The organism is Pseudomonas sp. MF09156 (assembly GCF_059862305.1).
In genome coordinates this window covers 62,026-87,035 of the sequence record NZ_JCBCUR010000001.1, presented here as the reverse complement: position 1 = coordinate 87,035, position 25,010 = coordinate 62,026, and the positions used below count along the sequence as shown (strand labels likewise).

The 25,010-nt window shown below is 63.0% G+C and carries 17 protein-coding genes; 6 read left to right on the top strand and 11 right to left on the bottom strand.

Annotated features, from left to right (window positions below; translation table 11 throughout):
* The first annotated feature begins 350 nt into the window (after positions 1–350).
* A complete protein-coding gene (locus AC19YY_RS00410) occupies positions 351–1,514 on the top strand; it encodes a type III PLP-dependent enzyme (protein WP_032861941.1) in 1,164 nt (387 codons plus the stop codon).
* A 26-nt stretch (positions 1,515–1,540) separates the two neighbouring features.
* Here AC19YY_RS00410 and AC19YY_RS00405 read toward each other — a convergent pair whose 3' ends face one another.
* Positions 1,541–2,287 carry a tetratricopeptide repeat protein gene (locus tag AC19YY_RS00405; protein ID WP_500603751.1) on the bottom strand — a complete coding sequence of 249 codons (747 nt, stop codon included), beginning with the start codon at positions 2,285–2,287 and terminating at the stop codon, positions 1,541–1,543.
* A gap of 2 nt (positions 2,288–2,289) precedes the next feature.
* Entirely contained in the window at positions 2,290–2,970 is a 681-nt protein-coding gene (locus AC19YY_RS00400) for a Fe2+-dependent dioxygenase (protein ID WP_169950977.1), read from the bottom strand.
* A 216-nt stretch (positions 2,971–3,186) separates the two neighbouring features.
* Between AC19YY_RS00400 and AC19YY_RS00395 the strand changes: the two genes are divergently transcribed.
* Positions 3,187–5,490, top strand: coding sequence for a TonB-dependent receptor (locus AC19YY_RS00395; RefSeq protein WP_500603750.1), 2,304 nt, complete (start codon positions 3,187–3,189; stop codon positions 5,488–5,490).
* A gap of 136 nt (positions 5,491–5,626) precedes the next feature.
* Positions 5,627–8,149: a PepSY domain-containing protein gene (locus AC19YY_RS00390; protein ID WP_500603749.1), complete on the top strand. Its 2,523-nt coding sequence runs from the start codon at positions 5,627–5,629 to the stop codon at positions 8,147–8,149.
* A 45-nt stretch (positions 8,150–8,194) separates the two neighbouring features.
* On the opposite strand, the gene AC19YY_RS00385 is transcribed toward AC19YY_RS00390, so the two are convergent.
* The 4 genes from AC19YY_RS00385 to ptsP all read right to left on the bottom strand — a co-directional run bounded on the left by AC19YY_RS00385 (position 8,195) and on the right by ptsP (position 15,333).
* On the bottom strand, positions 8,195–9,736 hold the full coding sequence (locus tag AC19YY_RS00385; protein WP_169950983.1) for an alkaline phosphatase D family protein: 1,542 nt from the start codon (positions 9,734–9,736) through the stop codon (positions 8,195–8,197).
* 78 nt (positions 9,737–9,814) lie between these two features.
* The gene (locus tag AC19YY_RS00380) at positions 9,815–11,521 is read right to left on the bottom strand and encodes a PTS fructose-like transporter subunit IIB (RefSeq protein ID WP_169950985.1); all 1,707 of its coding nucleotides are present in this window, start codon (positions 11,519–11,521) and stop codon (positions 9,815–9,817) included.
* Between the two features lie 11 nt (positions 11,522–11,532).
* Positions 11,533–12,474 (bottom strand): 1-phosphofructokinase, encoded by a 942-nt coding sequence (pfkB, locus tag AC19YY_RS00375; protein WP_170041722.1) that lies wholly within the window; start codon positions 12,472–12,474, stop codon positions 11,533–11,535.
* Positions 12,475–15,333 carry a phosphoenolpyruvate--protein phosphotransferase gene (ptsP, locus tag AC19YY_RS00370; protein WP_500603748.1) on the bottom strand — a complete coding sequence of 953 codons (2,859 nt, stop codon included), beginning with the start codon at positions 15,331–15,333 and terminating at the stop codon, positions 12,475–12,477. It lies immediately after the preceding gene.
* Between the two features lie 283 nt (positions 15,334–15,616).
* Here ptsP and cra point away from each other — a divergent pair, with 283 nt between their 5' ends.
* Positions 15,617–16,612 carry a catabolite repressor/activator gene (cra, locus tag AC19YY_RS00365; RefSeq protein WP_169950992.1) on the top strand — a complete coding sequence of 332 codons (996 nt, stop codon included), beginning with the start codon at positions 15,617–15,619 and terminating at the stop codon, positions 16,610–16,612.
* A gap of 2 nt (positions 16,613–16,614) precedes the next feature.
* Entirely contained in the window at positions 16,615–17,418 is an 804-nt protein-coding gene (locus tag AC19YY_RS00360; protein WP_492633722.1) for a TatD family hydrolase, read from the top strand.
* Here AC19YY_RS00360 and AC19YY_RS00355 read toward each other — a convergent pair.
* The 5 genes from AC19YY_RS00355 to AC19YY_RS00335 all read right to left on the bottom strand — a co-directional run bounded on the left by AC19YY_RS00355 (position 17,338) and on the right by AC19YY_RS00335 (position 23,856).
* The gene (locus tag AC19YY_RS00355) at positions 17,338–17,778 is read right to left on the bottom strand and encodes a hypothetical protein (protein ID WP_169950995.1); all 441 of its coding nucleotides are present in this window, start codon (positions 17,776–17,778) and stop codon (positions 17,338–17,340) included. The genes AC19YY_RS00360 and AC19YY_RS00355 overlap by 81 nt on opposite strands.
* Before the next feature lie 129 nt (positions 17,779–17,907).
* Positions 17,908–18,612: a methyl-accepting chemotaxis protein gene (locus AC19YY_RS00350; protein WP_463671605.1), complete on the bottom strand. Its 705-nt coding sequence runs from the start codon at positions 18,610–18,612 to the stop codon at positions 17,908–17,910.
* 1,625 nt (positions 18,613–20,237) lie between these two features.
* Positions 20,238–21,074 carry a regulatory signaling modulator protein AmpE gene (gene ampE, locus AC19YY_RS00345; protein WP_169951001.1) on the bottom strand — a complete coding sequence of 279 codons (837 nt, stop codon included), beginning with the start codon at positions 21,072–21,074 and terminating at the stop codon, positions 20,238–20,240.
* The gene (gene ampD / locus AC19YY_RS00340) at positions 21,071–21,634 is read right to left on the bottom strand and encodes a 1,6-anhydro-N-acetylmuramyl-L-alanine amidase AmpD (protein WP_169951005.1); all 564 of its coding nucleotides are present in this window, start codon (positions 21,632–21,634) and stop codon (positions 21,071–21,073) included. Before ampD ends, ampE begins: the two co-directional genes overlap by 4 nt.
* A 62-nt stretch (positions 21,635–21,696) precedes the next feature.
* A complete protein-coding gene (locus AC19YY_RS00335) occupies positions 21,697–23,856 on the bottom strand; it encodes a DUF1631 domain-containing protein (RefSeq protein WP_169951008.1) in 2,160 nt (719 codons plus the stop codon).
* A 269-nt stretch (positions 23,857–24,125) separates the two neighbouring features.
* On the opposite strand from AC19YY_RS00335, the gene nadC reads away from it, so the two are divergent.
* On the top strand, positions 24,126–24,974 hold the full coding sequence (nadC, locus tag AC19YY_RS00330) for a carboxylating nicotinate-nucleotide diphosphorylase (protein ID WP_170041720.1): 849 nt from the start codon (positions 24,126–24,128) through the stop codon (positions 24,972–24,974).
* Positions 24,975–25,010: the final 36 nt, after the last annotated feature.

Genomic DNA, 25,010 nt, shown 5'->3' with positions numbered 1-25,010 from the left:
ATACACCGCAAATCCATCTGATCAGCCCCATCCGGGGAACATCAATCCGTCACACCGGTCGGTTACATAAGTAGCTGCACGGGATCGCGCGACGAACGCGTGCAAAAACGCGACATTTTTAGTTGATCTCAAGCTCCTCACGCCCTAAAGTTCGCGCCGAACGTCCATGCTGGAAACGATCCATCCGGCTCAAGTACTGACGACGAGACAGCAAGGCCAAGGGAAGCTTATCCCGTGGCCTTTTTGCTTTCGGCGACATGCCTTGGGAAGTAGGCGAACCAAAGTGGGGATACGGAGGACGTTCATTTGCACCCATTGATCAATTTAGTTTGCCCTTAGGAGTTCCCAGCATGTCGATCAACGTCGAAGACTATTTCGCGCGCGCCACCTTTGACAAAATGAAGGCGTTCGCCGACAAGCAAGAAACCCCGTTCGTGGTGATCGACACCGCGATGATCAGCCAGGCCTACGATGACCTGCGCGCCGGTTTCGAATTCGCCAAGGTGTACTACGCCGTCAAGGCCAACCCTGCCGTCGAGATCATCGACCTGTTGAAAGACAAGGGTTCGAGCTTCGACATCGCCTCGATCTACGAGCTGGACAAGGTCATGGACCGCGGCGTCAGCGCCGACCGTATCAGCTACGGCAACACCATCAAGAAATCCAAGGACATCCGCTACTTCTACGAGAAAGGCGTGCGCCTGTTCTCCACCGACTCCGAAGCCGACCTGCGCAACATCGCCAAGGCCGCGCCGGGCTCCAAAGTCTATGTGCGTATCCTTACCGAAGGCTCGACTACGGCTGACTGGCCTTTGTCGCGCAAATTCGGCTGCCAGACCGACATGGCCATGGACCTGCTGATCCTCGCCCGCGACCTGGGCCTGGTGCCTTACGGCATCTCGTTCCACGTGGGTTCGCAGCAGCGTGATATCAGCGTGTGGGACGCAGCCATCGCCAAGGTCAAGGTGATCTTCGAGCGCTTGAAAGAAGAAGACGGCATCCACCTCAAGCTGATCAACATGGGCGGCGGCTTCCCGGCCAACTACATCACCCGCACCAACAGCCTGGAAACCTACGCCGAGGAAATCATCCGCTTCCTCAAGGAAGACTTCGGTGACGAGCTGCCGGAAATCATCCTGGAGCCGGGCCGTTCGTTGATCGCCAACGCCGGGATCCTGGTCAGCGAAGTGGTATTGGTTGCACGTAAATCCCGCACCGCCGTCGAGCGCTGGGTGTACACGGATGTGGGCAAGTTCTCCGGCCTGATCGAAACCATGGACGAAGCCATCAAGTTCCCGATCTGGACCGAGAAAAAAGGCGAGATGGAAGAAGTGGTGATCGCCGGTCCTACCTGCGACAGCGCCGATATCATGTACGAAAACTACAAGTACGGCCTGCCGCTGAACCTGGCCATTGGTGACCGCCTGTACTGGCTGTCCACCGGTGCGTACACCACCAGCTACAGCGCCGTTGAATTCAACGGTTTCCCACCGCTGAAATCCTTCTACGTCTGACCCCGTAGGAGCCGGCTTGCCGGCTCCTACAACTCTTCTGCGCGTTGTTGGTAGGCAGCAGCCATGGCGCGAATCTGCGGATCATTCGCCGCCGCCAGCGCTTTGTGCGCCACCTGCAAAAACTTCAGATTCCCGCCTTCCAGCGCCCGGCGCAGCCACTCCAGCGCTGCCTCGACCTGGCCTTGATCCGCCAGCACCGCCGCATAACTGAACTGCCCGCGAAAATCCCCACCTTCGGCCGAGCGACGATACCAATCGCGCGCTGCGGGCAGGTCTTGCGCGCAAAATTGCCCGTCTTCCAGGTATCGCCCCAACAGGTTCATCGACTTGGCATGCCCCCGTTCGGCAGCCTGGCGATAACAGGCCAGCGCCTGTTGCTGGTCTGGCATCACACCGCGCCCGGTGGCCAGCAAGTTGGCGTAGTTGTACAACCCCCAATCCAGCCCCGCCTCTGCTGCCTGGCGATACTCGACGGCCGCCGCCCGCTCATCGGCGGCGCAACCCCAGCCGTGCTCCAGGCAGCGCCCCGCCATATTGCGTGCCATCAGGTGCCCGCCCTGTGCCGCAATCCGGAACCAGCGCAGGGCCAGTGCCTCATCGCGCTCGATCCCGCGCCCTTCCAGGAGAATTTGCCCCAGTAGCGCCTGGGCATCGAGCACGCCCTCCTTCGCCGCCATCAGGATCGCCTGGGCCGCGCGGGCCGGTGATTCGTCGAGCATGGCGCGCAGTTGTTCGCCGTCGAGGCGTTCTTCGCGGCGCAAGTGAAAAGCCATGCTCAGACCTCGACCCAGCGACGCAACAGGTTGTGATAGGTGCCGGTGAGCTGGATCAGGGCCGGGTGGTCCGGTACGTCACGGCTCAGTTGCTGGATCGCACCGTCCATTTCGAACAGCAACGTGCGCTGGCTGTCTTCACGCACCAGGCTTTGGGTCCAGAAAAACGCGGCATACCGCGCGCCACGGGTCACGGCGTTGACTTTGTGCAGGCTGGAGCCGGGGTACAGCACCATGTCGCCGGCGGGCAGCTTGACCTGCTGCTGGCCGAAAGTGTCCTGGATCTGCAGTTCGCCGCCGTCGTACTCATCCGGGTCGCTGAAAAACAGCGTGGCAGACAGGTCGGTGCGCACCCGCTCGGGGCTGCCCTTGGGCTGGCGCACGGCGTTATCGATATGAAAGTCGAAGCTGCCCCCCGCGGTGTAGCAATTGAGCAATGGCGGGAAGACTTTGTGTGGCAGCGCCGCCGACATGAATTGCGGGTTTTGCCACAGGCGCTCGAGCATGGCCGCGCCGATTTCCTTGGCCAGTGGGTGGCCTTCGGGCAATTGCAGGTTGTGCTTGGCCTTGGCCGACTGGTGCCCGGCGGTGATCTTGCCGTCTGCCCAGTCCGCCTGCTCCAGGGCTTCGCGGATGCGCAGGACTTCTTCGCGGGAGAACAGGCCGGGAATATGCAGCAGCATGAGACGTTACCTGAGGGCAGAGGGGCGCCAATGGTATTGATTACTATTGACGCTGTAAAACCCTGATCCGACGGGCAGACGTATGAGCCCGCAAAAACCGTAACTCCCGAAGTGTAAATTTTGTAAATAGAGTGCAAATAGCAATGCCTCTCAATTGCTATGCATAATTGTTTACAATATATTTCGCGACCTAACATCCTTGGGGTAGGGAATTTCATGTCGCGCCACATTACAAAAACACCAAACAGTTCACCGCGCTTGCTGGCCTCGGCCATTGGCGTGGCCATCAGCGCCAGCTCTGTCGCCCATATGGCGCAAGCGGCCGAAGAGACCGAACAAAAAGGCGAGCGCAACAGCATTTCCCTGGGGGCCACCAGCATCACCGGCCAGGAACAGGACGCAACCTCCTACCAGACCGAAAAAGCCTCTTCGCAGAAATACACCGCGCCCCTGGTCGACACCCCGCGCTCCGTCACCGTGGTGCCAGCGCAGGTGCTCAAGGACACCGCCGCCACCTCGCTGCAGGACGCTCTGCGTACCGTGCCGGGGATTACCTTTGGTGCCGGTGAAGGCGGCAACCCCCAGGGCGACCGTCCGTTTATCCGTGGCTTCGATGCCCAGGGCGACACCTACCTGGACGGCGTGCGTGATACCGGCGGCCAGAGCCGGGAAATTTTCGATATCGAGTCCATCGAAGTCAGCAAGGGCCCCAACTCCTCGTTCGGTGGCCGTGGCTCGGCCGGTGGCAGCCTCAACCTGGTGAGCAAGACCCCACAAGCACGGGACTTCCTCAACGGCGGCTTTACCTACGGCTCCGACCAGACCCGGCGCTATGCCCTCGACGTCAACCGCCAGTTCCTCGACAACGCCGCGTTCCGCCTGAACCTGATGAGCCACGAACAGAACGTGGCCGGCCGCGACGCGGTCAATTACGACCGTTGGGGCGTGGCACCGTCGCTGACCTTTGGCCTGGGCACCCCGACCCGCGTCAACCTCAGCTACTACCACATGGAAAGCAACGACCTGCCGGACTCGGGCATTCCCTACGGCTACAGCAACAGTTCCGCGACGGCTGTGCATGTGCATGACAAACCCACCGACGGCGGCGACAGCAGCAACTTCTACGGTTTGAAGGATCGCGACTTCCGCAAGACCCGCGCCGATATCAGTACGTTCTCCATCGAGCACGACCTGAACGACAACATGACGATCAAGAACACCCTGCGCCACGGCAGCACCGGCCAGGACTACGTGCTCACCCAACCGGACGACAGCCAGCACAACGTCAACCAGTTCGGTACCGTCTGGCGCCGGGCCAACAGCCGCGTGTCCACCACCACGACCACCACCAACCAGACCGATCTGTTTGGCAGCTTCCAGGCCCTGGGCTTCAAGCACAGCTACTCCACGGGGCTGGAATTTACCGGTGAAGAAACCCGTGTCAGCGGTTACACCGTCAGCCCCAACAGCAACCCGAGCTGCACTGTGGCCGGCGGCGGCAAGGGCGGCCAGTGCACCTCGTTGAGCGACCCGAACCCCAACGATGCCTGGACCGGCAGCGTCGCCCGCAACTACATGGGCACCAACACCAAGGCCACCAGCCGCGCCGCGTACGTGTTCGACACCATCGAACTCGACCCGCAGTGGCTGCTGAACGTCGGCCTGCGCTACGACACGTTCGACACCGAGGCCAACACCAACGCGGTACCCTCCGCCACGGTAAAAGCCCGCACCAAGCTCAAGGACGACAGCCAGTTCTTCAACTGGCAGGCGGGCCTGGTCTGGAAGCCGATGGAAAACGGCAGCATCTACACCTCCTATGCCACTTCGGCCTCGCCTGCTGGCGGCCTGGTGGGTGAAGGTGTCGACTCCAACGCCATCCCAACCGGCATCAACACCAGCGACATGAAACCGGAAGAAACCGTCAACTACGAGCTGGGCACCAAGTGGGATTTGTTCCACGACCGCCTGTCCCTGACCGCTGCCGTATTCCGCACCGAAAAGAAAAACGCGCGCATCCTGGTGAACTCCAACACCTTCGAAAACGCCGGCGAATCCCGGGTTGATGGCCTGGAGCTTTCCGCCAGCGGCAAGCTCACCGAGCAGTGGCAGGTATTCGCCGGCTACAGCTACCTGAAAAGCGAGCTGGTTGATCCAGGCAAAAACGGCAACCGCCAAAACGTTGTGACGACCGGCTCCAACAAAGGCAACGAAATGCCCAACACGCCGAAGCACTCCTTCAGCCTGTGGACCACCTATGACATCACCTCGAAACTGACCGTCGGTGGCGGCGCGTTCTATGTCGACGACGTCTACGGCGACCCTGCCAACACCGTCTACGTACCGTCCTACACCCGCTACGACGCCATGGCCAGCTACAAGCTGACCAAGAACGTCGACCTGCAATTGAACGTGCAGAACCTGACCGACAAGACCTACTACGACAAGGCCTATGGCGCACACTTCGCCAACCAGGCAGCCGGTCGTACGGCCCTGTTGACCACCAGCTTCCACTTCTAAGACGCTGTAGGTTTCATGCAAAAGCCCCGCGCATCGGATGCTCGGGGCTTTCGTATGTAAAAAAGAATCTTTCTCGACAACTCACGGCATAATGCGCGCCGTAAAATTCCTATCCAGCTCAGCGAGGCCGTCCGACGTGTTGAAGAAGACCCTATTCCAGTTGCACTGGTTTTTCGGCATTACCGCCGGACTGGTGTTGGCATTGATGGGGATTACCGGGGCCGCGTACTCGTTCCAGGATGAAATCCTGCGGGCGCTCAACCCCACGGTACTGACCGTGCACCAGCAACCCGCCGGGGTGCTGCCACCCGCTGAACTGGTGCGCAAACTCGAAGCCACCGAAGGCAAGGCCGTGTCCATGCTGTGGGTGGAAAGCGAAAGTGGCAACGCCGCCCGGGTCTTCTTCACGCCGCCACCGGGCGAACGCCGGGGGCAGATGCGCTACTTCGACCCGTACACCGGCGACTACCTGGGCGACGCCGTCGGCCAGGACTTTTTCGGCCTGATGCTGCAACTGCACCGCTTCCTCGCCATGGGCGATACCGGCCGGCAAATCACCGGCGCCTGTACGCTGATCCTGATTTTCTTCTGCCTCTCCGGCCTGTACCTGCGCTGGCCGCGCCAGGTGGCGAACTGGCGTGCCTGGCTGACCCTGGACTGGCGCAAGAAAGGCCGCAGTTTCAACTGGGACCTGCACTCGGTGTTCGGCACCTGGTGCCTGCTGTTCTACCTGTTGGCCGCGCTCACCGGTTTGTCGTGGTCCTACGAGTGGTACAACAAGGGCCTGACCAAGCTGCTGTCCGATGCCCCGCAGAACGAGCGGGTGCGCAATCGCGGCCCGGCGCCGGCGGGCCCGGCACCCGTGGCCAACTACGAGGCGATCTGGAGCAGCATCTACAGCACCGCCGGCCCGGGCCTGAGTGCCTACAACATCCGTATGCCGGCCGTCGCCGGGCAACCGGCCACGATCTACTACCTGTTGCAGAACTCTCCCCATGACCGCGCGCTGAACCAGATCAACCTGGACCCGGCCACTGGCGTGGTCAAAAGTGTTCAACGCTATAGCGATAAAAGCCTCAAGGCGCAATTGCTGACCAGCATCTATGCGCTGCATGTGGGCAGTTACTTCGGCCTGGTGGGGCGGATCATCCTTACCGTCACTTCGCTGTGCATGCCGCTGTTCTTTATTACCGGCTGGTTGCTGTACCTGGACCGCCGCCGCAAAAAGCGCCAGGTGCGCGATGCACGCAAAGGTCTGGGCGAAAACCCTGGCAATGCACCGGCCTGGCTGATCGGTTTCGCCAGCCAGAGCGGCTTTGCCGAGCAACTGGCCTGGCAGACCGCCGGCCAGTTGCAGGCGGCCGGGTTGCCGGTGAAGGTGCTGCCCCTGGGCAGTGTCAGTGAAGACGACTTGCGCCAGTCGGAACATGCGCTGTTTGTGGTCAGCACCTTCGGCGACGGCGAAGCCCCGGACAGCGCGCGCGGTTTCGAACGCAGCGTGCTGGGCCAAGACCTTGCCCTCCAGGGCCTGAACTACTCGGTGCTGGCTCTGGGCGATCGTCAATACCAGCACTTTTGCGGCTTTGCCCGGCGCCTGCACTTCTGGCTGACCAACCAGGGCGGCAACCCGTTGTTCGCCCCAGTGGAAGTCGACAGCGGCGACCAGGAGGCCCTGTTGCACTGGCAACAGCAACTGGGCCAGATCACCGGCCACGCACCGGCCGCCTGGGCCAGCGCCAGCTATGAAAGCTGGACCCTGGACCGGCGCACCCTGCTCAACCCAGACAGCAGCGGCTCGGGCGTCTACCTGCTGGGGCTCACCCCGCCCGCCCCACGGGCCTGGCTGGCCGGCGACCTGGTGGAAATCCTGCCACGTAATTGCCCGTGGGCCGTCGAACATTTCCTCGACGGCCTGGGCATCGCCGGCACGGACGAAGTGCTGATCGATGGCCTGGTGCGGCCCCTGGAACAGGTGCTTGCCAGCCGCCAGTTGCCGGACAACCGCTCCCACCTGGTCGGCCTGCACGCCCAGGCCCTGGTAGAGGCGCTGGTGCCGGTGGGCATGCGCGAATACTCGATCGCCTCGATTGCCAGCGATGGCGTACTGGAACTGATCGTGCGCCAGGAACGCCACGCCGACGGCAGCCTGGGCCTGGGTTCAGGCTGGCTGACCGAACACGCGCCGCTGGGCGCGGCAATCAGCCTGCGGTTGCGGCGCAACAGCGGCTTCCACCTGCCGACTGACCCGGTACCGCTGATCCTGCTGGGCAACGGCACCGGCCTTGCCGGCTTGCGCAGCTTGCTCAAGGCGCGCATCGCCGACGGCCAGCAGCGCAACTGGTTGCTGTTCGGCGAACGCAACATCGCCCACGACTACCACTGCCAGGACGAGCTGCAAGGCTGGCTGGCCAGTGGCGACCTGGCGTTGCTGGACCTGGCGTTTTCGCGGGATCAAGAAGAGAAGATCTACGTCCAGGACCGCCTGCGCGAATCCGCCGATGTACTGCGTAAATGGCTGGCCGAGGGCGCGGCGATTTATGTCTGTGGCAGTTTGCAGGGCATGGCGGGCGGGGTGGACCAGGTGTTGGTGGACGTCCTGGGAAGCGAGGCGGTGGAACGCCTTATCGAACAGGGCCGCTACCGCCGGGATGTGTACTGACGTACACCCATCAAAATGTGGGAGCGGGCTTGGGCGCATTTCAGGTCAGGCGGGTTGGAGTTTTTGTTCGAATACCGACACGCCATCGAGGTCGCGTAGTGTGACCGTCAACTCCGCCGTCTGCCCATCAATCTGCACCTCGCCAAAAAACTGGAACCCCGCAAACGGCGATGTGTTTTGCACCGCCGGGGCCTTTTCAAATACCACCTGCGGGCCAAAGGTCTTATCCAAAGGATTGGGCCCGAAGCTCCCGGCGTTCAGCGGCCCCGCGACGAATTCCCAGAACGGCTCGAAATCCTGGAACGCCGCCCGGTCCGGGTGGTAGTGGTGCGCCGCGCAGTAGTGCACATCAGCGGTCAGCCACACATGGTTACGCACCTGTTGCGCGCGCAGGAAGCCCAGCAATTCGGCAATTTCCAGCTCACGGCCCTGGGCCGCGCCCGGGTCGCCGTTGGCCACCGCCTCCCAGCGCGGCACGCCGGGGCTGACTTCGCCGTCGGGCACGCCGAGGCCGATGGGCATGTCGGCGGCGATCACCTTCCACTGCGCCTTCGAGGCCTTGAGTCCGCCCTTGAGCCAGTCCAGTTGCGCCCGCCCCAGAAACGGTTTGGTCCCGCCCAGGTTGTCATCGTTGGCCCCGCGATAGCTGCGCATATCCAGCACAAACACATCGAGCAACGGCCCGTAGCTGAGCTTGCGGTAGATGCGCCCACCCTGGTCGGCGCCCTGCAAGCGCATCGGCGCATATTCCAGCCAGGCCTGGCGTGCGCGGCCCACCAGGGTGGTGATGTCCTTGGTCTGGTAACGCTCGTCCAGTTGCTTGCCGGGCGACCAATTGTTGACCACTTCGTGATCGTCCCATTGCCAGATCTGCGGCACCTGGGCATTGAAGCGGCGCACGTTGTCGTCCATCAGGTTGTAGCGGTAGTTGCCACGGTATTCATCCAAGGTTTGCGCGACTTTGCTCTTGGCCTCGGTAGTAAGGTTGCGCCAGATGCGCCCGCCTTCGGTGGTCAATTGCGCCGGTACCGGGCCGTCGGCGTAGATGGTGTCGCCGCTGTGGATAAAAAAGTCCGGCAGGCGCAGGCGCATGGCTTCGTAGATGCGCATGCCGCCAATATCCGGGTTAATCCCAAAGCCCTGGCCGACGGTGTCGCCGCTCCACACAAAGCGGATATCGCGCCGTTGTTGCGGCACGCTGCGCAGGTGGCCGAACCAGGGCTCGCTGGCCACGCCGGTCTGCGCATCCTCAAATTGCACACGGTAGAAAATCGCCTGGTCGGCGGGCAGCCCGGTCAGCTCGACGCGGGCGGTGAAGTCGCTGCGGCTGTCGGCCAAAGGCGAGATGAAACGGCGCGGGTTGCCGAACAGGCTGCGGGTATCCCACTCGACCACCATCCGTGCCGGGCGGTCGCAGCGGCTCCAGATCATGGCGCGGTCGCCCAGCAAGTCGCCAGACTGCACGCCATCGGTCAACTGCGGCCGGTCCTTGACTGAAGCAATTACCGCCGGCGCCAGCCCCGGCAGCAACAGGCCGGCGCCGACGCCCTGGATCACCCGACGACGGCCGGGATTGAAGTGGCTCATGGGTTTGCCTCTGCACAGCAAAAGGAAAACTAAAGCATGGCCGGATGAAGCACAGATGACAGGTGTCGCTACCTACACTCAGGCAACGGCCAGTTCGACGGCCTCCGGGCGCTTGATCACGGCGTACACCAGCCCTGTGAGTACGCTGCCGGCAACGATCGCCAACAGGTACAGCAGCGCATGGTTGATGGTGTTCGGGATCAGCATCACAAACAGCCCGCCATGGGGTGCCATCAACTTGCAGCCGAAGTACATCGACAAGGCGCCGGTCAACGCGCCGCCGGCGATGCTGGCGGGGATCACGCGCAGCGGGTCCTTGGCGGCGAACGGGATGGCGCCTTCGGAGATAAAGCACATGCCCAGGATCAACGCGGCCTTGCCGGCTTCGCGCTCGGTCTGGGCGAACTTGCGCCGGGCCAGGAACGTAGCGATAGCCATGCCAATCGGCGGCACCATGCCCGCGGCCATGGTGGCGGCCATCGGCGCGCCGCTCTGGGAGGCCAGCAGGCCGACGGAGAAGGCGTAGGCCGCCTTGTTGATCGGCCCACCGAGGTCGGCGCACATCATCCCACCCAACAGGATGCCCAGCAGCACCGCATTGGTGGTGCCCATGGTGCTGAGAAAGTCCGTAAGGCCCGCCAGCATCTGCGCCACGGGCGGGCCGATCAGGTAGATCATCGCCAGGCCGGTGACCAGGCTCGCCAGCAACGGGATGATCAGGATCGGCTTGAGCGACTCCAGGCTTTGCGGCAATGGCACCGCGCGGGTGATCAGCTTGACGCTGTAGCCGGCGAGGAAACCGGCGAAGATCCCGCCGATAAAACCTGCGCCCAGGGTACTGGCCAGCAGGCCGCCGATCATCCCCGGCGCGAGGCCCGGACGGTCGGCAATCGAGTAGGCGATGTAGCCGGCGAGCAGCGGCACCATCAGGGTGAAGGCATGGTCGCCGACCGCTCTGAGGGCTGCGGCCAGGGTGCCAGGTTCTTCGTAGGCGTGGATCCCGAAGACGTAGGACAGGGCAATCAACAAGCCCCCCGCCACCACCATCGGCAACATGAACGACACGCCGGTCAGCAGGTGCTTGTAGACCCCGGTTTTCTCCGCCTTGGCCACCGCGCCACTGGCCGCGCTTTCCTGTTGGCCTTCGGCCAGTGCTTTGTCGAGGATTGCGGCGGACTGCTTGAGCGCAATGCCGGTGCCGCAACGGTAGATTTTCTTGCCGGCAAAGCGCTCGGTGGCCACTTCGATGTCGGCGGCCAGCAGCACCACATCCGCGTCGCGAATGGCTTGCTCGCTCAGGGGCGTGCGTGCGCCCACCGAGCCCTGGGTTTCCACCTGCAGCTCATAACCCTTGGCCTTGGCAGCCTGCTGCAAGGCTTCGGCGGCCATAAAGGTGTGGGCCACGCCGGTGGGGCAGGCGGTGATGGCGACAATGCGCGGCACGTTTTTTACCGTCGGCACTGTGGTGCTGGCAACGTACAACTGGGCCTCTTGCGCGCCCCGTTGCAGCACCGCTTCAACGTCCTGCAACGCCTGGGCCGGAGTGCTCTGGTACACGCGCTTGCCGACAAAGCGCTGCATGTCCACCGGCGTGCTGGCGACCAGCAACACCCATTCGGCCGCGTCGAGGGTGGCCTGGGAAAGTGCGCGCTCGGGGTGGTTCACGTCCACCACCTCCACGCTGGTGCTCCAGCCCTGGCGCTGGGCGGCGGCGTCCAGCAAGCGGGCGCACAGCACACTGGTGACCATGCCGTTGGGGCAGGCAGTAACAATGGCTAATTTCATGACAATCCCTCTTATTGTTCTGTCAGCGGGCGTACGTGCACGCCGCTTTCGAGGCGCGCCAGCTGCGCGTCGTCGCTGATGCCAAAACCGATCTGCGTGACGGCCATCGCGGCGATGGCCGTGGCCCGCGCCAGGGTTTGCCGCGGTGCCTCGATCGCCAGCAAACCGTGCAGCATGCCGGCCAACAACGAGTCGCCCGCGCCTACGGTACTGGCGACGGTGACGCGGGGCGGCGTGGCCTGCAGGGCAGCGTCGGGACCGAACCAATTGACCCCATCGGCGCCGTGGGACACCACCACATGCTCGACACCTTGCAGGTGCAGGCGCTGGGCGGCCTGGGCCTGTTGCGCGACGGTAGCAGTCGGGCAATCGAGGGCGTCGGCCAGCTCTTCGGTGTTGGGCTTGACCAGCCAGGGGCCGGCCTGCAACCCGGCGCGCAGGGCTTCGCCGCTGGTGTCCAGGGCGACTTTCAACCCGAGGTTTTTCAGGTGCAACAACAGGCCCTGCAACCACTGCGGGCTGACACCTTGGGGCAGGCTGCCGGCGACCACCACCACATCATGGCCCGGGGCAATCTGCGTCAACTGGTCGAGCAGGGCCTGTTGCGCCTGCGCGCTGACCACCGGCCCCGGCGCGTTGATATCGGTCACCCGGCCGTCCAGCTCGGCCACCTTGATATTGCTGCGGGTTTCCCCCGGCACACGAATAAACGCATCAACAAAACCCCGACGGGCAATCAACGCTTCAAATGCCTGGGGATTGTCTGCCCCCAGAAAACCGCCAACCGTCACGTGATGGCCAAGGTCTGCCAACACCTGGGCGACGTTCACGCCCTTGCCCGCCGCATGGGTCAGCATGGCCAGGCTGCGATTGACCGCTCCCGGCTCCAGGCGTGTCAGTTGTACGGTCAGGTCCAACGCCGGGTTCAGCGTCAGGCTTAGAATCCTTGCCATTTACACAGCCTCCACAAGGGCACGCACTTGCGCGGGGCTGCCCACGGCCAAGGCGTTTTGTGCGAGGGCCTGGGCCTCGCCCAGGGTGAATTCACGTACCCGGGCCTTGACCTCGGGAATGCTGCGCGCCGAGACGCTCAACTCATCGACCCCCAGGCCCACCAGCACCGGCACTGCCAGCGGGTCGGCCGCCAGCTCACCACACACCCCGACCCACTTGCCATGGGCATGGGCGGCGCGCACGGTGATGTCGATCAGTTGCAGCACGGCCGGGTGCAGGCCGTCAGCCTGGGCCGACAAGGTTGGATGACCACGGTCGATGGCCAGGGTGTACTGGGTCAGGTCATTGGTGCCGATACTGAAAAAGTCCACTTCCTGGGCCAAAACCGGCGCCAGCAGGGCCGCCGAGGGGACTTCGATCATGATCCCCAGTTGCAGGTCCGCCACTGGGATCTGCGCGCGCAGGCGCTCGGTCATGTCCCGGGCCTGGCGCCACTCATCAACGCTGCCGACCATGGGGAACATGATGCGCAGTGGGCGGCCATCCGCCGAGCGCAACAGCGCACGCAATTGGGTTTCCATGATCTGCGGGCGTTGCAGGGTCAGGCGGATGCCGCGCACGCCAAGGAACGGGTTTTCCTCCTTGGCAATCGGCCAGTACGGCAGCGGCTTGTCACCGCCCACATCCAGGGTGCGCACCACCAGCGGCCGCCCAGCCAGGCCGTCGAGCACACGACGGTACTCGGCTTCCTGGGTGGCTTCGTCCGGGGCCTGGGAATGGGCCATGAAAATCAGTTCGGTGCGCAGCAGGCCAATGCCTTCGGCGCCCTGCTCGACCGCAGCGGCCACACCGGCGCTTTCGCCGATATTGGCGAACACTTCCACCGCATGCCCATCGCGGGTCAAGGCCGGTTCATGGCGTTGCGCGGCGGCGGCCTGCAAGCGTTGCTCGCGGGTGTCGCGCTCCTGGGTAGCACGCTGCAAGGTGTCGGCATCGGCATCCACATGCAGGCGCCCGCGCTGGCCATCGAGCAACAATGGCGTGCCCGAGGCCAGCAGCAAGACCGCCGGCCCGGCGCCGACCAGCGCGGGAATCCCCAGGGCGCGGGCGACGATGGCGCTGTGGGCGGTGGCACCACCGCGTGCGGTGAGAATCCCGGCCACGCGCGTCGGGTCGAGGCGCGCCACATCCGACGGGCCGACCTCATCCATCACCAGAATGTAGGGCTCGTCGGGCTCCTGCGGGGTGTCGATGCCACACAGTTGCGCCAGCACCCGCCGGCCGATGTCCCGCAGGTCGGCGGCGCGTTCGGCGAGCAGTGCGTCCTGCAAGGACTCCTGCTGTTTGGCCGCCGCTTCGATCACGCTCATCCACGCGGCTTCGGCGCTTTCGCCTTGTTTGAGGCGGGTGTCGACTTCGTCGGTCAGCTCCGGGTCGTCGAGCATTTCCTGGTGGGTGATGAAAATCTCGCGGATCGCCTTGGACGTGCTGCGCTCGATCAAGCCCTGGATATCGTGGCGCACATCGCGCAATGCTGCGGATAACCGCTCGCGCTCGGCGTTGGCCGACTCGCCGCGCAACGGATAGTCGAACGGCTGCAACACCTGGATATGGGCCGGGCCGATGGCGATCCCCGGTGCCGCAGGGATTGCCTGAATCAGGCTGCCGGAGCGCGGCGCGCTGATCAGTGGTTCGACCTCAAGGGTCTCAACCCGTGCACTGACGGCCGGCAGCGGCTCGACGTCTTCACCCAGCCCCTCTTGCACAGCCGCCAGCAGCGCCGGCAGCGCATCGTCGGCAATGCCGGGTTCGGCGACAAATTCCAGCACCTGGCCACGCCGGGCGCCGAGGCTGAGCAGTTTGCTCAAGCTCTTGACCGACACCGCACCGCCCTGCCCGTCGACGATCCGCACGCGGATCTCGCCGTCGAAGCCTTTCGCCAGTTGGGCCAGGGCCTTGGCCGGCCGCGCATGCAGGCCGTGGGCATTGGCCAGGGCGATACGGGCGCTGGGCCAATCGGCGGGCAGTTCGCCACCCAACACTTCGAGGACCGCTCGGCTGCTGGTGGCGCGCCCCAGTTCCTGGCCGCGCCCTTCAATCAGCAAGGCGCACAGGCGCTCAAGCAATGCCTGGTGGGCCTCGCCGAGGCTGGCCAGGCAAAACAGGCCGCTCAATGGCTGGCCCAGGTAGCGCATGGGTTTGTCCGGTGTGACAAAGGCCAGGCCCGGGCGCTTGACCGTTTGTTCGCTGTGCAGCCACCACAGGCCATCGCCCAGGGGCAATGCATCGACTTGCTGCAACACCGCGGCAAAGCCATTGCTCACGCAATCGGCCTGGCGCAACAGGCGGGCGCCGCGCCACACCAGTTCTTCGAAATCGTCGGCAGACACGCCCAGGCCGATCATTTGGGCATCCAGCGCCAGCTCCTGGGGCGCGCCTTGCAGCAGCTTGAGCAAGGCGTCGGCCGAGGTGGCGCGGCACAGCGCCTGGCCCAGGTCGGTTTCACCAAGGGCGCGGGTCAGCAGTTGCAGCAGGCGCAGGTGCTCATCGGACTTGGCGGCAATGCCAATCGCCAGGTAGACGATCTGGCCATCGCCCCAATCCACACCGTGGGGAAATTGCAGCAGGCGCACGCCGGTGGCGAACACCTGGTCGCGGGTTTCGGGGGTGCCATGGGGGATCGCAATACCCTGGCCGAGGAAGGTCGAGCCTTGCGCTTCACGGGCTTGCAGGCCGCTCAGGTAACCCTCGGCGACCAGGCCATCGGCTACCAGTTTTTCGGCGAGCAGTTGCAAGGCAGCAGACTTATCCACAGCCAACTGGCCCATGGATATCTGCTCTACGGTGAGCTCAAGCATGCCTTTCTCCTAGTTAGTGCGGGGTGCGCACTAGGTATTGTTTTGATTAAACCGTGCAAAAATATCTGACTGAGCGGTCAATTGGCAGTAGGCACTCAGCGGCGAACATCGTAAAAATACGCTTGCTGAAACGTTTAATCTAGAATTTATGGCAGATTACTGGGTAATTTTGCATCGTTGAAGCACCACTCGGCGCTTGAGTTGCGACAATGGTCGCGTGCAGGAATCGGTTACGATTGGACAAAATGTCGGGGCAAGCTCTAAAAAACAAGGAAATCCCGGTTTGAAACTCAGTGATATTGCACGTCTAGCCGGTGTGTCCGTGACCACCGCCAGCTACGTCATCAATGGCAAGGCCCAACAGCAACGGATCAGCACCGCCACCGTGGAACGGGTGCGGGCGGTGGTCGAGGAGCATGGCTTCACTCCCAACCCCCAGGCCGCAGGGCTGCGCAGCCGACATACCCGCACCTTGGGCTTTATCCTGCCGGACCTGGAAAACCCCAGTTACGCTCGGATCGCCAAGCTGTTGGAACAAGGCGCGCGGGCCCGTGGCTATCAATTGCTGATCGCCAGTTCCGACGACGATGCCAACAGCGAGCGCCAGTTACTGCAACTGTTCCGTGCGCGGCGTTGTGATGCGCTGTTCGTCGCCAGTTGCCTGCCTGCCAGCGATGACAGTTATCGCGAGCTGCAAGCCAAGGGCCTGCCGGTGATCGCCATCGACCGGGTGATGGAGGCCGAGCAGTTCTGCTCGGTGGTCAGCGATGACCGCCAGGCCTGCCAGCAGTTGACCAGCAGCCTGCTGCAACCGCTGCCCCGGCAGATCGTCTTGATCGGCGCGCGCCCCGAGCTGAGCATCAGCCAGGAACGCGCGGCGGGTTTCCAGCAAGCGTTGCACGGCTTCAAGGGCGAAGTGCTGATCGAGCACGGCGAAGCCTTCAGCCGTGATTGTGGCCGCAAGTTGATGGAAGAACTCCTGCAACGCCTGGGGCATTTACCCGACGCGCTGGTGACCACTTCCTACGTATTGCTACAAGGGGTGTTTGACGCGCTGCATGACTTCCCGCTCAAGTCCCGGCCACTGCGCCTGGGCACCTTTGGTGACACCCAGTTGCTGGACTTCCTGCCGCTACCGGTCAACGCCATGGCCCAGCAGCACGCGCTGATCGCGCAGACGGCCCTGCGCCTGGCGCTGGCGGCGATTGAAGAACAGCACTACCAGCCGGGCGTGCATGCCATTGGCCGGACCTTCAAGCAGCGGATTCACGAGGCGTAGGCGTGGAGCTGATCGACAGCCACACCCACCTCGACTTCGAGGACTTCGACGCTGATCGCGACGAGGTGCTCAGGCACAGCCGCCAGCTCGGCGTGCGGCGCATGGTGGTGCTGGGGGTGTACCAGCGCAATTGGCAGCGGTTGTGGGACCTGGTGCAACAGGACCCGGACCTGCATGGGGCCTTCGGCCTGCACCCGGTGTATCTGGATGAACATCGTCCCGCAGACCTGATCGAATTGGGCGACTGGCTGAGCCGCCTCAAGGGCCATCGCCAGGTGTGCGCCGTGGGGGAAATCGGTCTCGATTACTTTCTCGAGCACCTGGACCGCGAGCGTCAGCAAATATTGTTTGAAGCGCAATTGCAGTTGGCCGTGGACTTCCAACTGCCGGCGCTGCTGCATGTGCGCCGCAGCCACGCGGCCGTGATCGCCACCCTCAAGCGCATCCGCCTGGCACGGGGCGGGATCATCCATGCCTTCGCCGGCAGCCGCGAAGAAGCCCGCGAATACATCAAGCTGGGGTTCAAGCTGGGCCTGGGCGGCGCGCCGACCTGGCCCCAGGCCTTGCGCATGCACAAGGTCATCGCCCAACTGCCGCTGGATTCGGTGGTGCTGGAAACCGACTCGCCAGACATGGCCCCCGCCATGTACCCCGGCCAACGCAATAGCCCGCAGCACCTGCCGGCAATCTGCGGCGCCCTGGCCGAACTGATGGGCATCAGCCCTTCAGCGTTGGCCGAAGCGAGCACCCGCAACGCTTGCGAACTGTTCAACTGGCCGCTCGATAGCGGGGTTGACCGCCTGTAGCGTCAGGGTCATGCGATGCCGGTGGCGAGCATGACGCAGGGTCAAGAAGTGAATCAGGATCGCCACCAGCGACACGTTCAATTGCCCGACCTTGCTGATCAAGCCGACCCACTCCACCACCAGGGCCACCAACAAGGCCACGCTGGTCAGCACAAGCATGCTCGGGCGCAGCAAGGCCAGGTTGTCCAGGGACTTCAACTGGCGCAGTTGCCTGGGGCAATTGAGCTGTAGGACTTTGTGACAATACGGACAATCAAAGGGCTCGTTGAGAGCAATGGCATTGAGCTGCCAGGGCTTGAGGCCGAAGGTGATGTCGCAATGGGCGCAATGCCCTTTCACGCCTGGGGTTGTCGCGGTCATGGCCCTGCCTCCCGGAAGCGCTGGATGGGGTGTGAAACAAATTCTCACCCAATCGCACTACAAAAAAAGCTCACACGGGAAAACAGGACATGCACTACATCACCAACAAACAAAACCTACAGACATAACTCACACGCGAAATGCGCCGATCAGCTTTTTCAGCTCAATCACCTGCAGGGACAATTGCCGGCTGGCCTCTTCGGTCTGGTGCGCGCCTTGGGCTGCGTGCTCGCCAGCCCGATTGATCTCGACAATGTTCTGGTCGATGTCGTGGGCCACCGCCGTCTGCTGCTCCACCGCCGCCGCGATTTGCTGGTTCTGATCGACGATCATGCCTACCGCACCGAGGATGTTTTCCAGGGCCAACTGGACTTTTTCCGACTGACCAACCGTACCACTGGCCATTTTATGGCTGCTGCCCATGGCCTTCACCGCTGCGCTGACGCCCTGGTGCAGCTTGGCGATCATCTGCTCGATTTCTTCGGTGGAGTGCTGGGTGCGTCGGGCCAGGGTGCGGACCTCGTCGGCCACTACCGCAAACCCGCGCCCCTGCTCACCGGCCCGTGCAGCCTCGATGGCCGCGTTCAAGGCCAGCAGGTTGGTTTGCTCGGCAATGCTCTTGATCACTTCCAGCACGCTGCTGATGGATTGGCTGTCGATGGCCAGTTGATTGATCACCAGCACTGACTGATCGATCTCCGATGCCAGCAGCGCGATGCTGCCTTGCTGGGATTGCACCAGGCCACGCCCGCTGAGGGTCTCATCGTTGACGCTGTGGGCACTGCTGACAGCCGCTGCCGCACTGCGCGCCACTTCGTGGGCGGTTGCCGACATCTGGTTCATGGCCGTCGCCACCTGCTCGATCTGGCTGCGCTGGCCCGACACCGCCTGGTTGCTGCGCGCCGACACCGATTCCACTTGCCCGGCCTGATGCTCGACTTCATGGACGGTCTGCCCTACCCGTTCGATCAGGTCGTGGATTTTCGCCACGGTGCCGTTGAACACTTCGCCCAACTCCCCCAGTTCATCGCGGCTCTGGGACTTGAAGCTGACGGTCATGTCCCCGGCAGCGACCTTATCCATCATCGCGCCCAGGCGGCGCAGGGTGGTGCGCGTCGAGGCGTAGAAGCCGCCGTACAGATAGAAAATCAACAGGAACACCGCCGCCAGCGCCGCGACCAGCAGCACCATGTGCGTGCGGTTCTGGGCCAGGCGCTGTTGCAGCTGCTGGTCGAGGAAGGACAGGGTCGCGTCGTCCAATTGATAGGTCTTGGCCATCAAGGCCGTCACGTCGTCATAGAAGGTCTGCCACGGCGCCTCCAGGGTTTCGGCCATCACTACCTGCTCTTCAAACAGTTCGCTGCCCTGCTTGAGGCTGGCCTGGCTGGCTTGGGCCAAGGCATCCAGGGAGCCATGGGCGGCCTTGCTGGAGCCGAGGGCGTCCTGCACTTTCAAGCCGTATTCAGCCTGGAGCTTTTCCAATTGCTGCAGCAGTTCGTCAAAGCGCGTACTGGACGAGGAGTTGAGAAAACCCTGGCCCAGGGAGTACGCGCCCATGGCCCGGCCCTCGCCCAGGGCCTGGGTGACTTGCGGGGTGACGCTGGTCACCAGGTCGCTGAGTTGGCGCACATCGCTCTGCACATCACGGCTCAACCCCGACTGGCTGGCAATGATCTGGCTGAACATCTGTGCCTTGTTGAGCAACTTGCCGATCAACGCACTTTTGCTCAACAGTGAAGACTCGGTTTGCTGGCCCTTGAACGCCGCAATCATTTCATCGCGCTTGCTTTCGAACACTGCGACCTGCTCCGGATCGGCCGTCATCGCCTGGAAGCCTTGCAGGCGTTCAAGTACGCGCTGCTCCAAAGCGCTGATTTGACTTTCGATATCCCCCGCCTTGCCTGCCTGGCCGAGGGTGGCGTTGATCTGTACCTGATTGTTCAGGGTTTCCAGGTCGCGCCGCAGGATCAGGCTGCTGCCCAGCAGGTCCAGGCTCTGCAACTCCACCTGCGTGCCCTGGAACTCACGCCAGGAGTCGCGCACCAGGTAATAGTTGGTCACCAGCATCGGCAGGAAAAACAGCACGCTGATCAGGCTGAACTTCATGCCGAAGCTCAGGCGATTCATCAACGCAATGGCGGGATAGAGCAAGCTCTTCACAGATGAACTCCCTTTTCTTTTATTTTTATTGAAGGCGCAGGGCAGCGGCAGAAAGCCACTATTGGGCGCGCTGTCTGTATAGCTTAAATCGGCGGGGAGTTTTGTAACTTAAGGTTAACGCGATCGGTGGGGCTTGGCGGCAGGCCGATTTTTGAAGCCACAACAGACTCTATGTGGGAGGGCTTGTGTGGGAGCGGGCTTGCCCGCGATAGCGGTGTGTCAGTACCGGATTTTTTGACGGCTACACCGCATCGCGAGCAAGCCCGCTCCCACACAAGCCCGCTCCCACAAGGTATTTTTCAGGGCAAGACGGTCCAGATCGCAAACCCGGCGTACCACAACACGGCAGCGCGCAGCAGCAGTTCCCACAACCGGTCCAGGCTGTTGATACCTTCGGCACCGACCACCGGCGCAGGAATTTCGCCGGCCACCAGGCCGACCTTTTCCACCAGTTGCGCTGCGCTGATATCCCAGCTCAGCAGCTCATGCAGCATCACCCGGCTGACCGCGACAAAGTTGCCGACCAGGGCAAAACTTGCCGCCAGCAACCGCACCGGCAACCAGTCGAAGGCATGGCGCAATTGCCCGGCGCGCTCGACCACCAGCGGGTTTTGCCCGTGTTCGGTAGCCAGTGCCAGCAAGCGGTAGGCCAGGACGACCACCGGGCCAAGGAGGAAGTACCAGAAAATCACCGCGAAAAAGCTCTGGTAGGCCTGCCACAGCAAATGGCCCTGGACCCGCTCCAGCAGTTGCTCGCCGCTGTCGGCGCCAATGGCCAGATCGCGCTCGGCAACGTGTTCAGCCGCTTGCAGGTCACCCCGGCGCCAGGCATCACGAAACGGCCCCAACTGGCCCAGCAGGTCACCACGGCCCAGGCTGTAGATCACCACCAGCAGGTGCACCGGCAGTGCCAGCAAACCATAGGCCACCGGCTCCAGGACCAGCAGCAACAGCCCCAGCAGCGCGACTGGCAGCAATACCAGCAACACCAGGATCAGCCAGGGTTGCTTGCCCAGCCGCGCGCTCGACTCAAGCCGGGCCAGTTCGCGCAGCCAAAGGCCATCGCGTTGTACCCGCGAACGCAAGGCCGAGAACTTCTCGATCCATACCGCCAGCACCAACACCAGGAAACTCATTGTGCATGTCCTCCTTCCTGCAAGGCGCCGCGAAAACGCGCCCAATCAAAAGCCGGTCCAGGATCGGTCTTGCGTCCTGGGGCGATGTCACTATGACCGCAAATGCGCTGGAGCGTGATGCCCGGGTAGGCGGCCAGCAATTGGCGACTCAGTTCGATCAAGGATTGGTACTGGGCGTCGGTAAAGGGCTGGTCGTCGGTCCCTTCAAGCTCGATCCCCAGGGAAAAGTCGTTGCAGGTCTCGCGCCCCTCGAAACAGGAGACGCCGGCATGCCAGGCACGGTCCTGGCAGGAGACAAACTGCGTCACGGCGCCGTCGCGCTCAATCAGAAAGTGCGCAGAAACCCGTAGGTCGGCAATACCTGCAAAGTAGGGATGCTCCGTGACATCCAGGCGATTCTGGAAGAACTCCTGCACTTTGCCCGTGGCGAACTGGGCCGGTGGCAAGCTGATGTTATGCACCACCAACAGGGAAATCTCGCCGCCCGGGCGTTCATTGAAGTTGGGCGACGGGCAATGGGCAATGCCCTGGCACCAACCGCTGGTGGGGTCCAACTGCATACAGGTTCCTTGCGCAAGACGTGGGAGCGTCCAGTATGCCGTGATCCGCCAGGTGGTTGCGATCACTTGGCGCGATTGAGTTGCCGCAGATTGCCAATCACCGACGCCAGCGCGCGGTCGAACAGCAGTGCATCATCGAGGGTACGCACCCCGCCACGCTTGAACTCCAAGGCCAGTTCAGTGCAGGTTTTCTCCAGCACCTTGAGGCCTGTGCGATTGACAAATATATAGCTGTTGGCGGGCGCGATAATCGCTGTCAGCTTGCAGCGCAGGGTGTTTTCCTCATCTTCGCGAAATTCGACCCAACTGCCGATGCGCAGTTGTCGGACCTTGAGCAGATCGGGATCGTCCTCCGCCAGGCTGACCGTCTGCCCTGGCGCCCCAGCCGCCGCGTCCTCGCGCACTTGGACCAGTGTCACGCCGGGCAGCGCCGCCCCCTGGAACGCCTGGGTATGCAGGGCCTGCAACTGGACAAAAAACTCCCGGGTGACAAACGAATCAAACGCCGCCTCGCTCAACCCTTCACGCAGGGCCTTGAGCAACGCGGGCAACTGTTCCAGCAGGCGGTGGCCAGCCTCCGTGTCTTCACTCAGGCCGACACTCCAGATCAATTCGTCCATGGCCCGCAACCGCGCCTGCCATTGCGGCGAGTGTTGCCCGTGCTTGAGGCATTCGAGCAACAAGACCTGGCTCCACGCCTGTTGCAGGAACTGCACCACGAACTGCGGCAAGACCTTGCCCAGCAAGCGTTGGCTAACCGCATCGGCGACCCGTTGCCGGGCCTGTTCGGTGCGGGCGCGCCCTTCTTCGGCGTCGCGGGTGCGCTGTTCGAGCAACTCACTGCGGCGGCGCTCGTCCTGGGTGTAAGCGGTGAATTCCTGCAGCAGCACCGAGAAAATCGCCGGGTCGTCGACAAAATCATTCAACAGGCACTGCACCACCTGCTCGATGCGCACGTAGAGGCTGTCACGCTGATAGTCGTCACGTTTGCCCCAGCCCATGGCGGCGGTCCCGATTTCATTGAGCAAGCGCCGCGCCGGGTGGCTGCCACGACTGAAAAAACTCTTGTCCAGCACGGCCACTTTCAACATCGGAATCTGTAGGCGCGCGATCAACGCCTTGAGGGAATCGGGCAGGGTGCGGTCGTCGAGGATGAATTCGAACAACATGGCGATCAGGTTGATCACATCCTCGTCGGCATCTTCCACTACCCGCGACTTGCCACTCTTGACGCTGACCCGGGTGAGCAGTTCTTCCAATTGGCGGCGCAGGTCGAAATCGTCCTCGACCGCAGGTTCCGGCACATACTGCTGCAGGTGAGACAGCAGGCGCAGCAGGTCACGGGTAGAAATCGGCTGGGCCTGGGCGCTGGCCTCCAGGGTCGGGGCCACACTGCCGCGCACGGTCAGCAGCAGTTCTTGCAGAGCCGCGAAGACTTGTTGCTCGGCCTCATCGGCCTGCGGGTCGGCAGCAGGGGCCGCTTCGACCGGCGGGCGGGCCCTGCTGGCGCGCTCGCCGGCACGCCGCGAGGGGACGGCCTTGAGTTCGGGCAGCACGCCGGTGGCGACCAGCAACTGATTGGCCTCGCCATAGAGCAGGTCGGCATCGCTGAGCACGTACTTTTCAAACAGTTTCAAAATGATCAGCTTGACCCGGATCTCCACCCCCAGGCTGCGCCCGGCCCGCAGGAAGTACTCGCAGAGCATCGCCGGGCCCAGGGGGTTTTCCCGATCGTCGAGGCGCTTGCCCAGCAGCGCACCGAGGCGGGCGGTCAGTTGCCCCAGGGCCAGGCCATCACGGTGCATGACCTTGTCGAGCATGGCCTCCAGGGCCACGGCTTTTTCCAGGTCATCGGCGCACGCGCCGGGTACTGCTTCGTAGGAGACCGTCGGCAACAGCAACTCGCCTTGCCCGGCCTGCCCCAGGTTGGCGAATGCGTCGAAGAATTGCTCCATGAACACGCGCTCGAAGTTCTTACGCTTGAGGCGCAGGTCGCGCATGGCTTCAAAGAAAATATTGTGGTCGGCGTTGTTGCGGGCCTTGTCGGCCATTTCGAACAGGGTGTCGTCGGCGTTATCGAACAGTTCCTGCAAACCCCGGTCGAGTTGCTGGGTGGCCTTGTCACGCACCTGGAGCACGATCACAGGCAGGCGGGCGAGCGGCGACGGCATCGCTTGTGCGGCGATCTTGTTGATCGGCACCACCTTTGCGTCATTGTGCATGCTGGCCTCCTGGAACGACGGGGTTCGGTTTTGTGAGCGCTCGCGCGGCAACCGCCAATGGAATACCGGCGGGAGCGCGATTATCTGTAGATCACCGAGACGTCAAAGCTATGACGCCAATTGCAAGGCGCGAGATTATCTTGCAAATAGCCCCTGTAGCGCCAGCAAACTCTGTAGGTGCTTTGTAATCAGGCAGGTTATGCCGGCATACCTTGGGTTCGGCGCTGCCATGCCCCTATAATCGGGGCACTTTGTATGTGGAGCCCGCTATGCCGAATCTACGCCTCGCCGACCTCACCGCCGAAATCGAAGCCAACGTGCGCCGCGCACTGCTGGAAGACATCGGCAGCGGCGATATCACTGCGCAATTGATCCCGGCCGAACGGCTGGCCAAGGCCACGATCATCACCCGGGATACTGCCGTGATCAGTGGCACCGCCTGGGTCGATGCCGTATTCCGCCAGTTGGACCCGCGAGTTGCCGTGCATTGGCAGGTGCGCGACGGTGAACGCGTCAGCCCCAATCAGGCGCTGTTCCACCTCGAAGGCCCCGCCCGCTCATTGCTGACCGGTGAGCGCAGTGCGCTGAATTTCCTGCAACTGTTGTCGGGCGTGGCCACGCGCGCGCAGTACCTGGCGGACTTTGTCGCCAGCACCCAGGTCAAGCTGCTGGACACCCGCAAGACCCTGCCGGGCCTGCGTCTGGCGCAAAAATACGCAGTGACCTGCGGCGGTTGCCACAATCATCGCATCGGCCTGTATGACGCGTTCCTGATCAAGGAAAACCATATCGCCGCCTGCGGTGGCATTGCCCAGGCCATAGCTGCCGCCCACAAGATCGCCCCGGGCAAGCCGGTGGAAGTCGAAGTGGAAAGCCTGGAAGAGTTACGCGAAGCCCTGGCGGCGGGCGCCGATATCATCATGCTGGATGAGTTGAGCCTGGACGACATGCGCGAAGCCGTACGCTTGAACGGCGGCAAGGCCAAGCTGGAAGCCAGCGGCGGGATCAATGAAAGCACCTTGCTGCCCATTGCCGAGACCGGCGTGGACTACATCTCCATCGGGGCGATGACCAAGGATGTGAAGGCAGTGGATTTGTCGATGCGGCTCAGTATCTGACACCGTCATCGCCAGCAAGCCGGCTCCTACACAATT

Excerpts from the sequence above, each read along its gene's own strand:
- AC19YY_RS00410 (WP_032861941.1), top strand. The coding sequence starts at position 351 with ATGTCGATCAACGTCGAAGACTATTTCGCGCGCGCCACCTTTGACAAA.
- AC19YY_RS00405 (WP_500603751.1), bottom strand. The coding sequence starts at position 2,287 with ATGGCTTTTCACTTGCGCCGCGAAGAACGCCTCGACGGCGAACAACTG.
- AC19YY_RS00400 (WP_169950977.1), bottom strand. The coding sequence starts at position 2,970 with ATGCTGCTGCATATTCCCGGCCTGTTCTCCCGCGAAGAAGTCCTGCGC.
- AC19YY_RS00395 (WP_500603750.1), top strand. The coding sequence starts at position 3,187 with ATGTCGCGCCACATTACAAAAACACCAAACAGTTCACCGCGCTTGCTG.
- AC19YY_RS00385 (WP_169950983.1), bottom strand. The coding sequence starts at position 9,736 with ATGAGCCACTTCAATCCCGGCCGTCGTCGGGTGATCCAGGGCGTCGGC.
- AC19YY_RS00380 (WP_169950985.1), bottom strand. The coding sequence starts at position 11,521 with ATGAAATTAGCCATTGTTACTGCCTGCCCCAACGGCATGGTCACCAGT.
- pfkB (WP_170041722.1), bottom strand. The coding sequence starts at position 12,474 with ATGGCAAGGATTCTAAGCCTGACGCTGAACCCGGCGTTGGACCTGACC.
- ptsP (WP_500603748.1), bottom strand. The coding sequence starts at position 15,333 with ATGCTTGAGCTCACCGTAGAGCAGATATCCATGGGCCAGTTGGCTGTG.
- AC19YY_RS00355 (WP_169950995.1), bottom strand. The coding sequence starts at position 17,778 with ATGACCGCGACAACCCCAGGCGTGAAAGGGCATTGCGCCCATTGCGAC.
- AC19YY_RS00350 (WP_463671605.1), bottom strand. The coding sequence starts at position 18,612 with ATGTCGGCAACCGCCCACGAAGTGGCGCGCAGTGCGGCAGCGGCTGTC.
- ampE (WP_169951001.1), bottom strand. The coding sequence starts at position 21,074 with ATGAGTTTCCTGGTGTTGGTGCTGGCGGTATGGATCGAGAAGTTCTCG.
- ampD (WP_169951005.1), bottom strand. The coding sequence starts at position 21,634 with ATGCAGTTGGACCCCACCAGCGGTTGGTGCCAGGGCATTGCCCATTGC.
- AC19YY_RS00335 (WP_169951008.1), bottom strand. The coding sequence starts at position 23,856 with ATGCACAATGACGCAAAGGTGGTGCCGATCAACAAGATCGCCGCACAA.
- nadC (WP_170041720.1), top strand. The coding sequence starts at position 24,126 with ATGCCGAATCTACGCCTCGCCGACCTCACCGCCGAAATCGAAGCCAAC.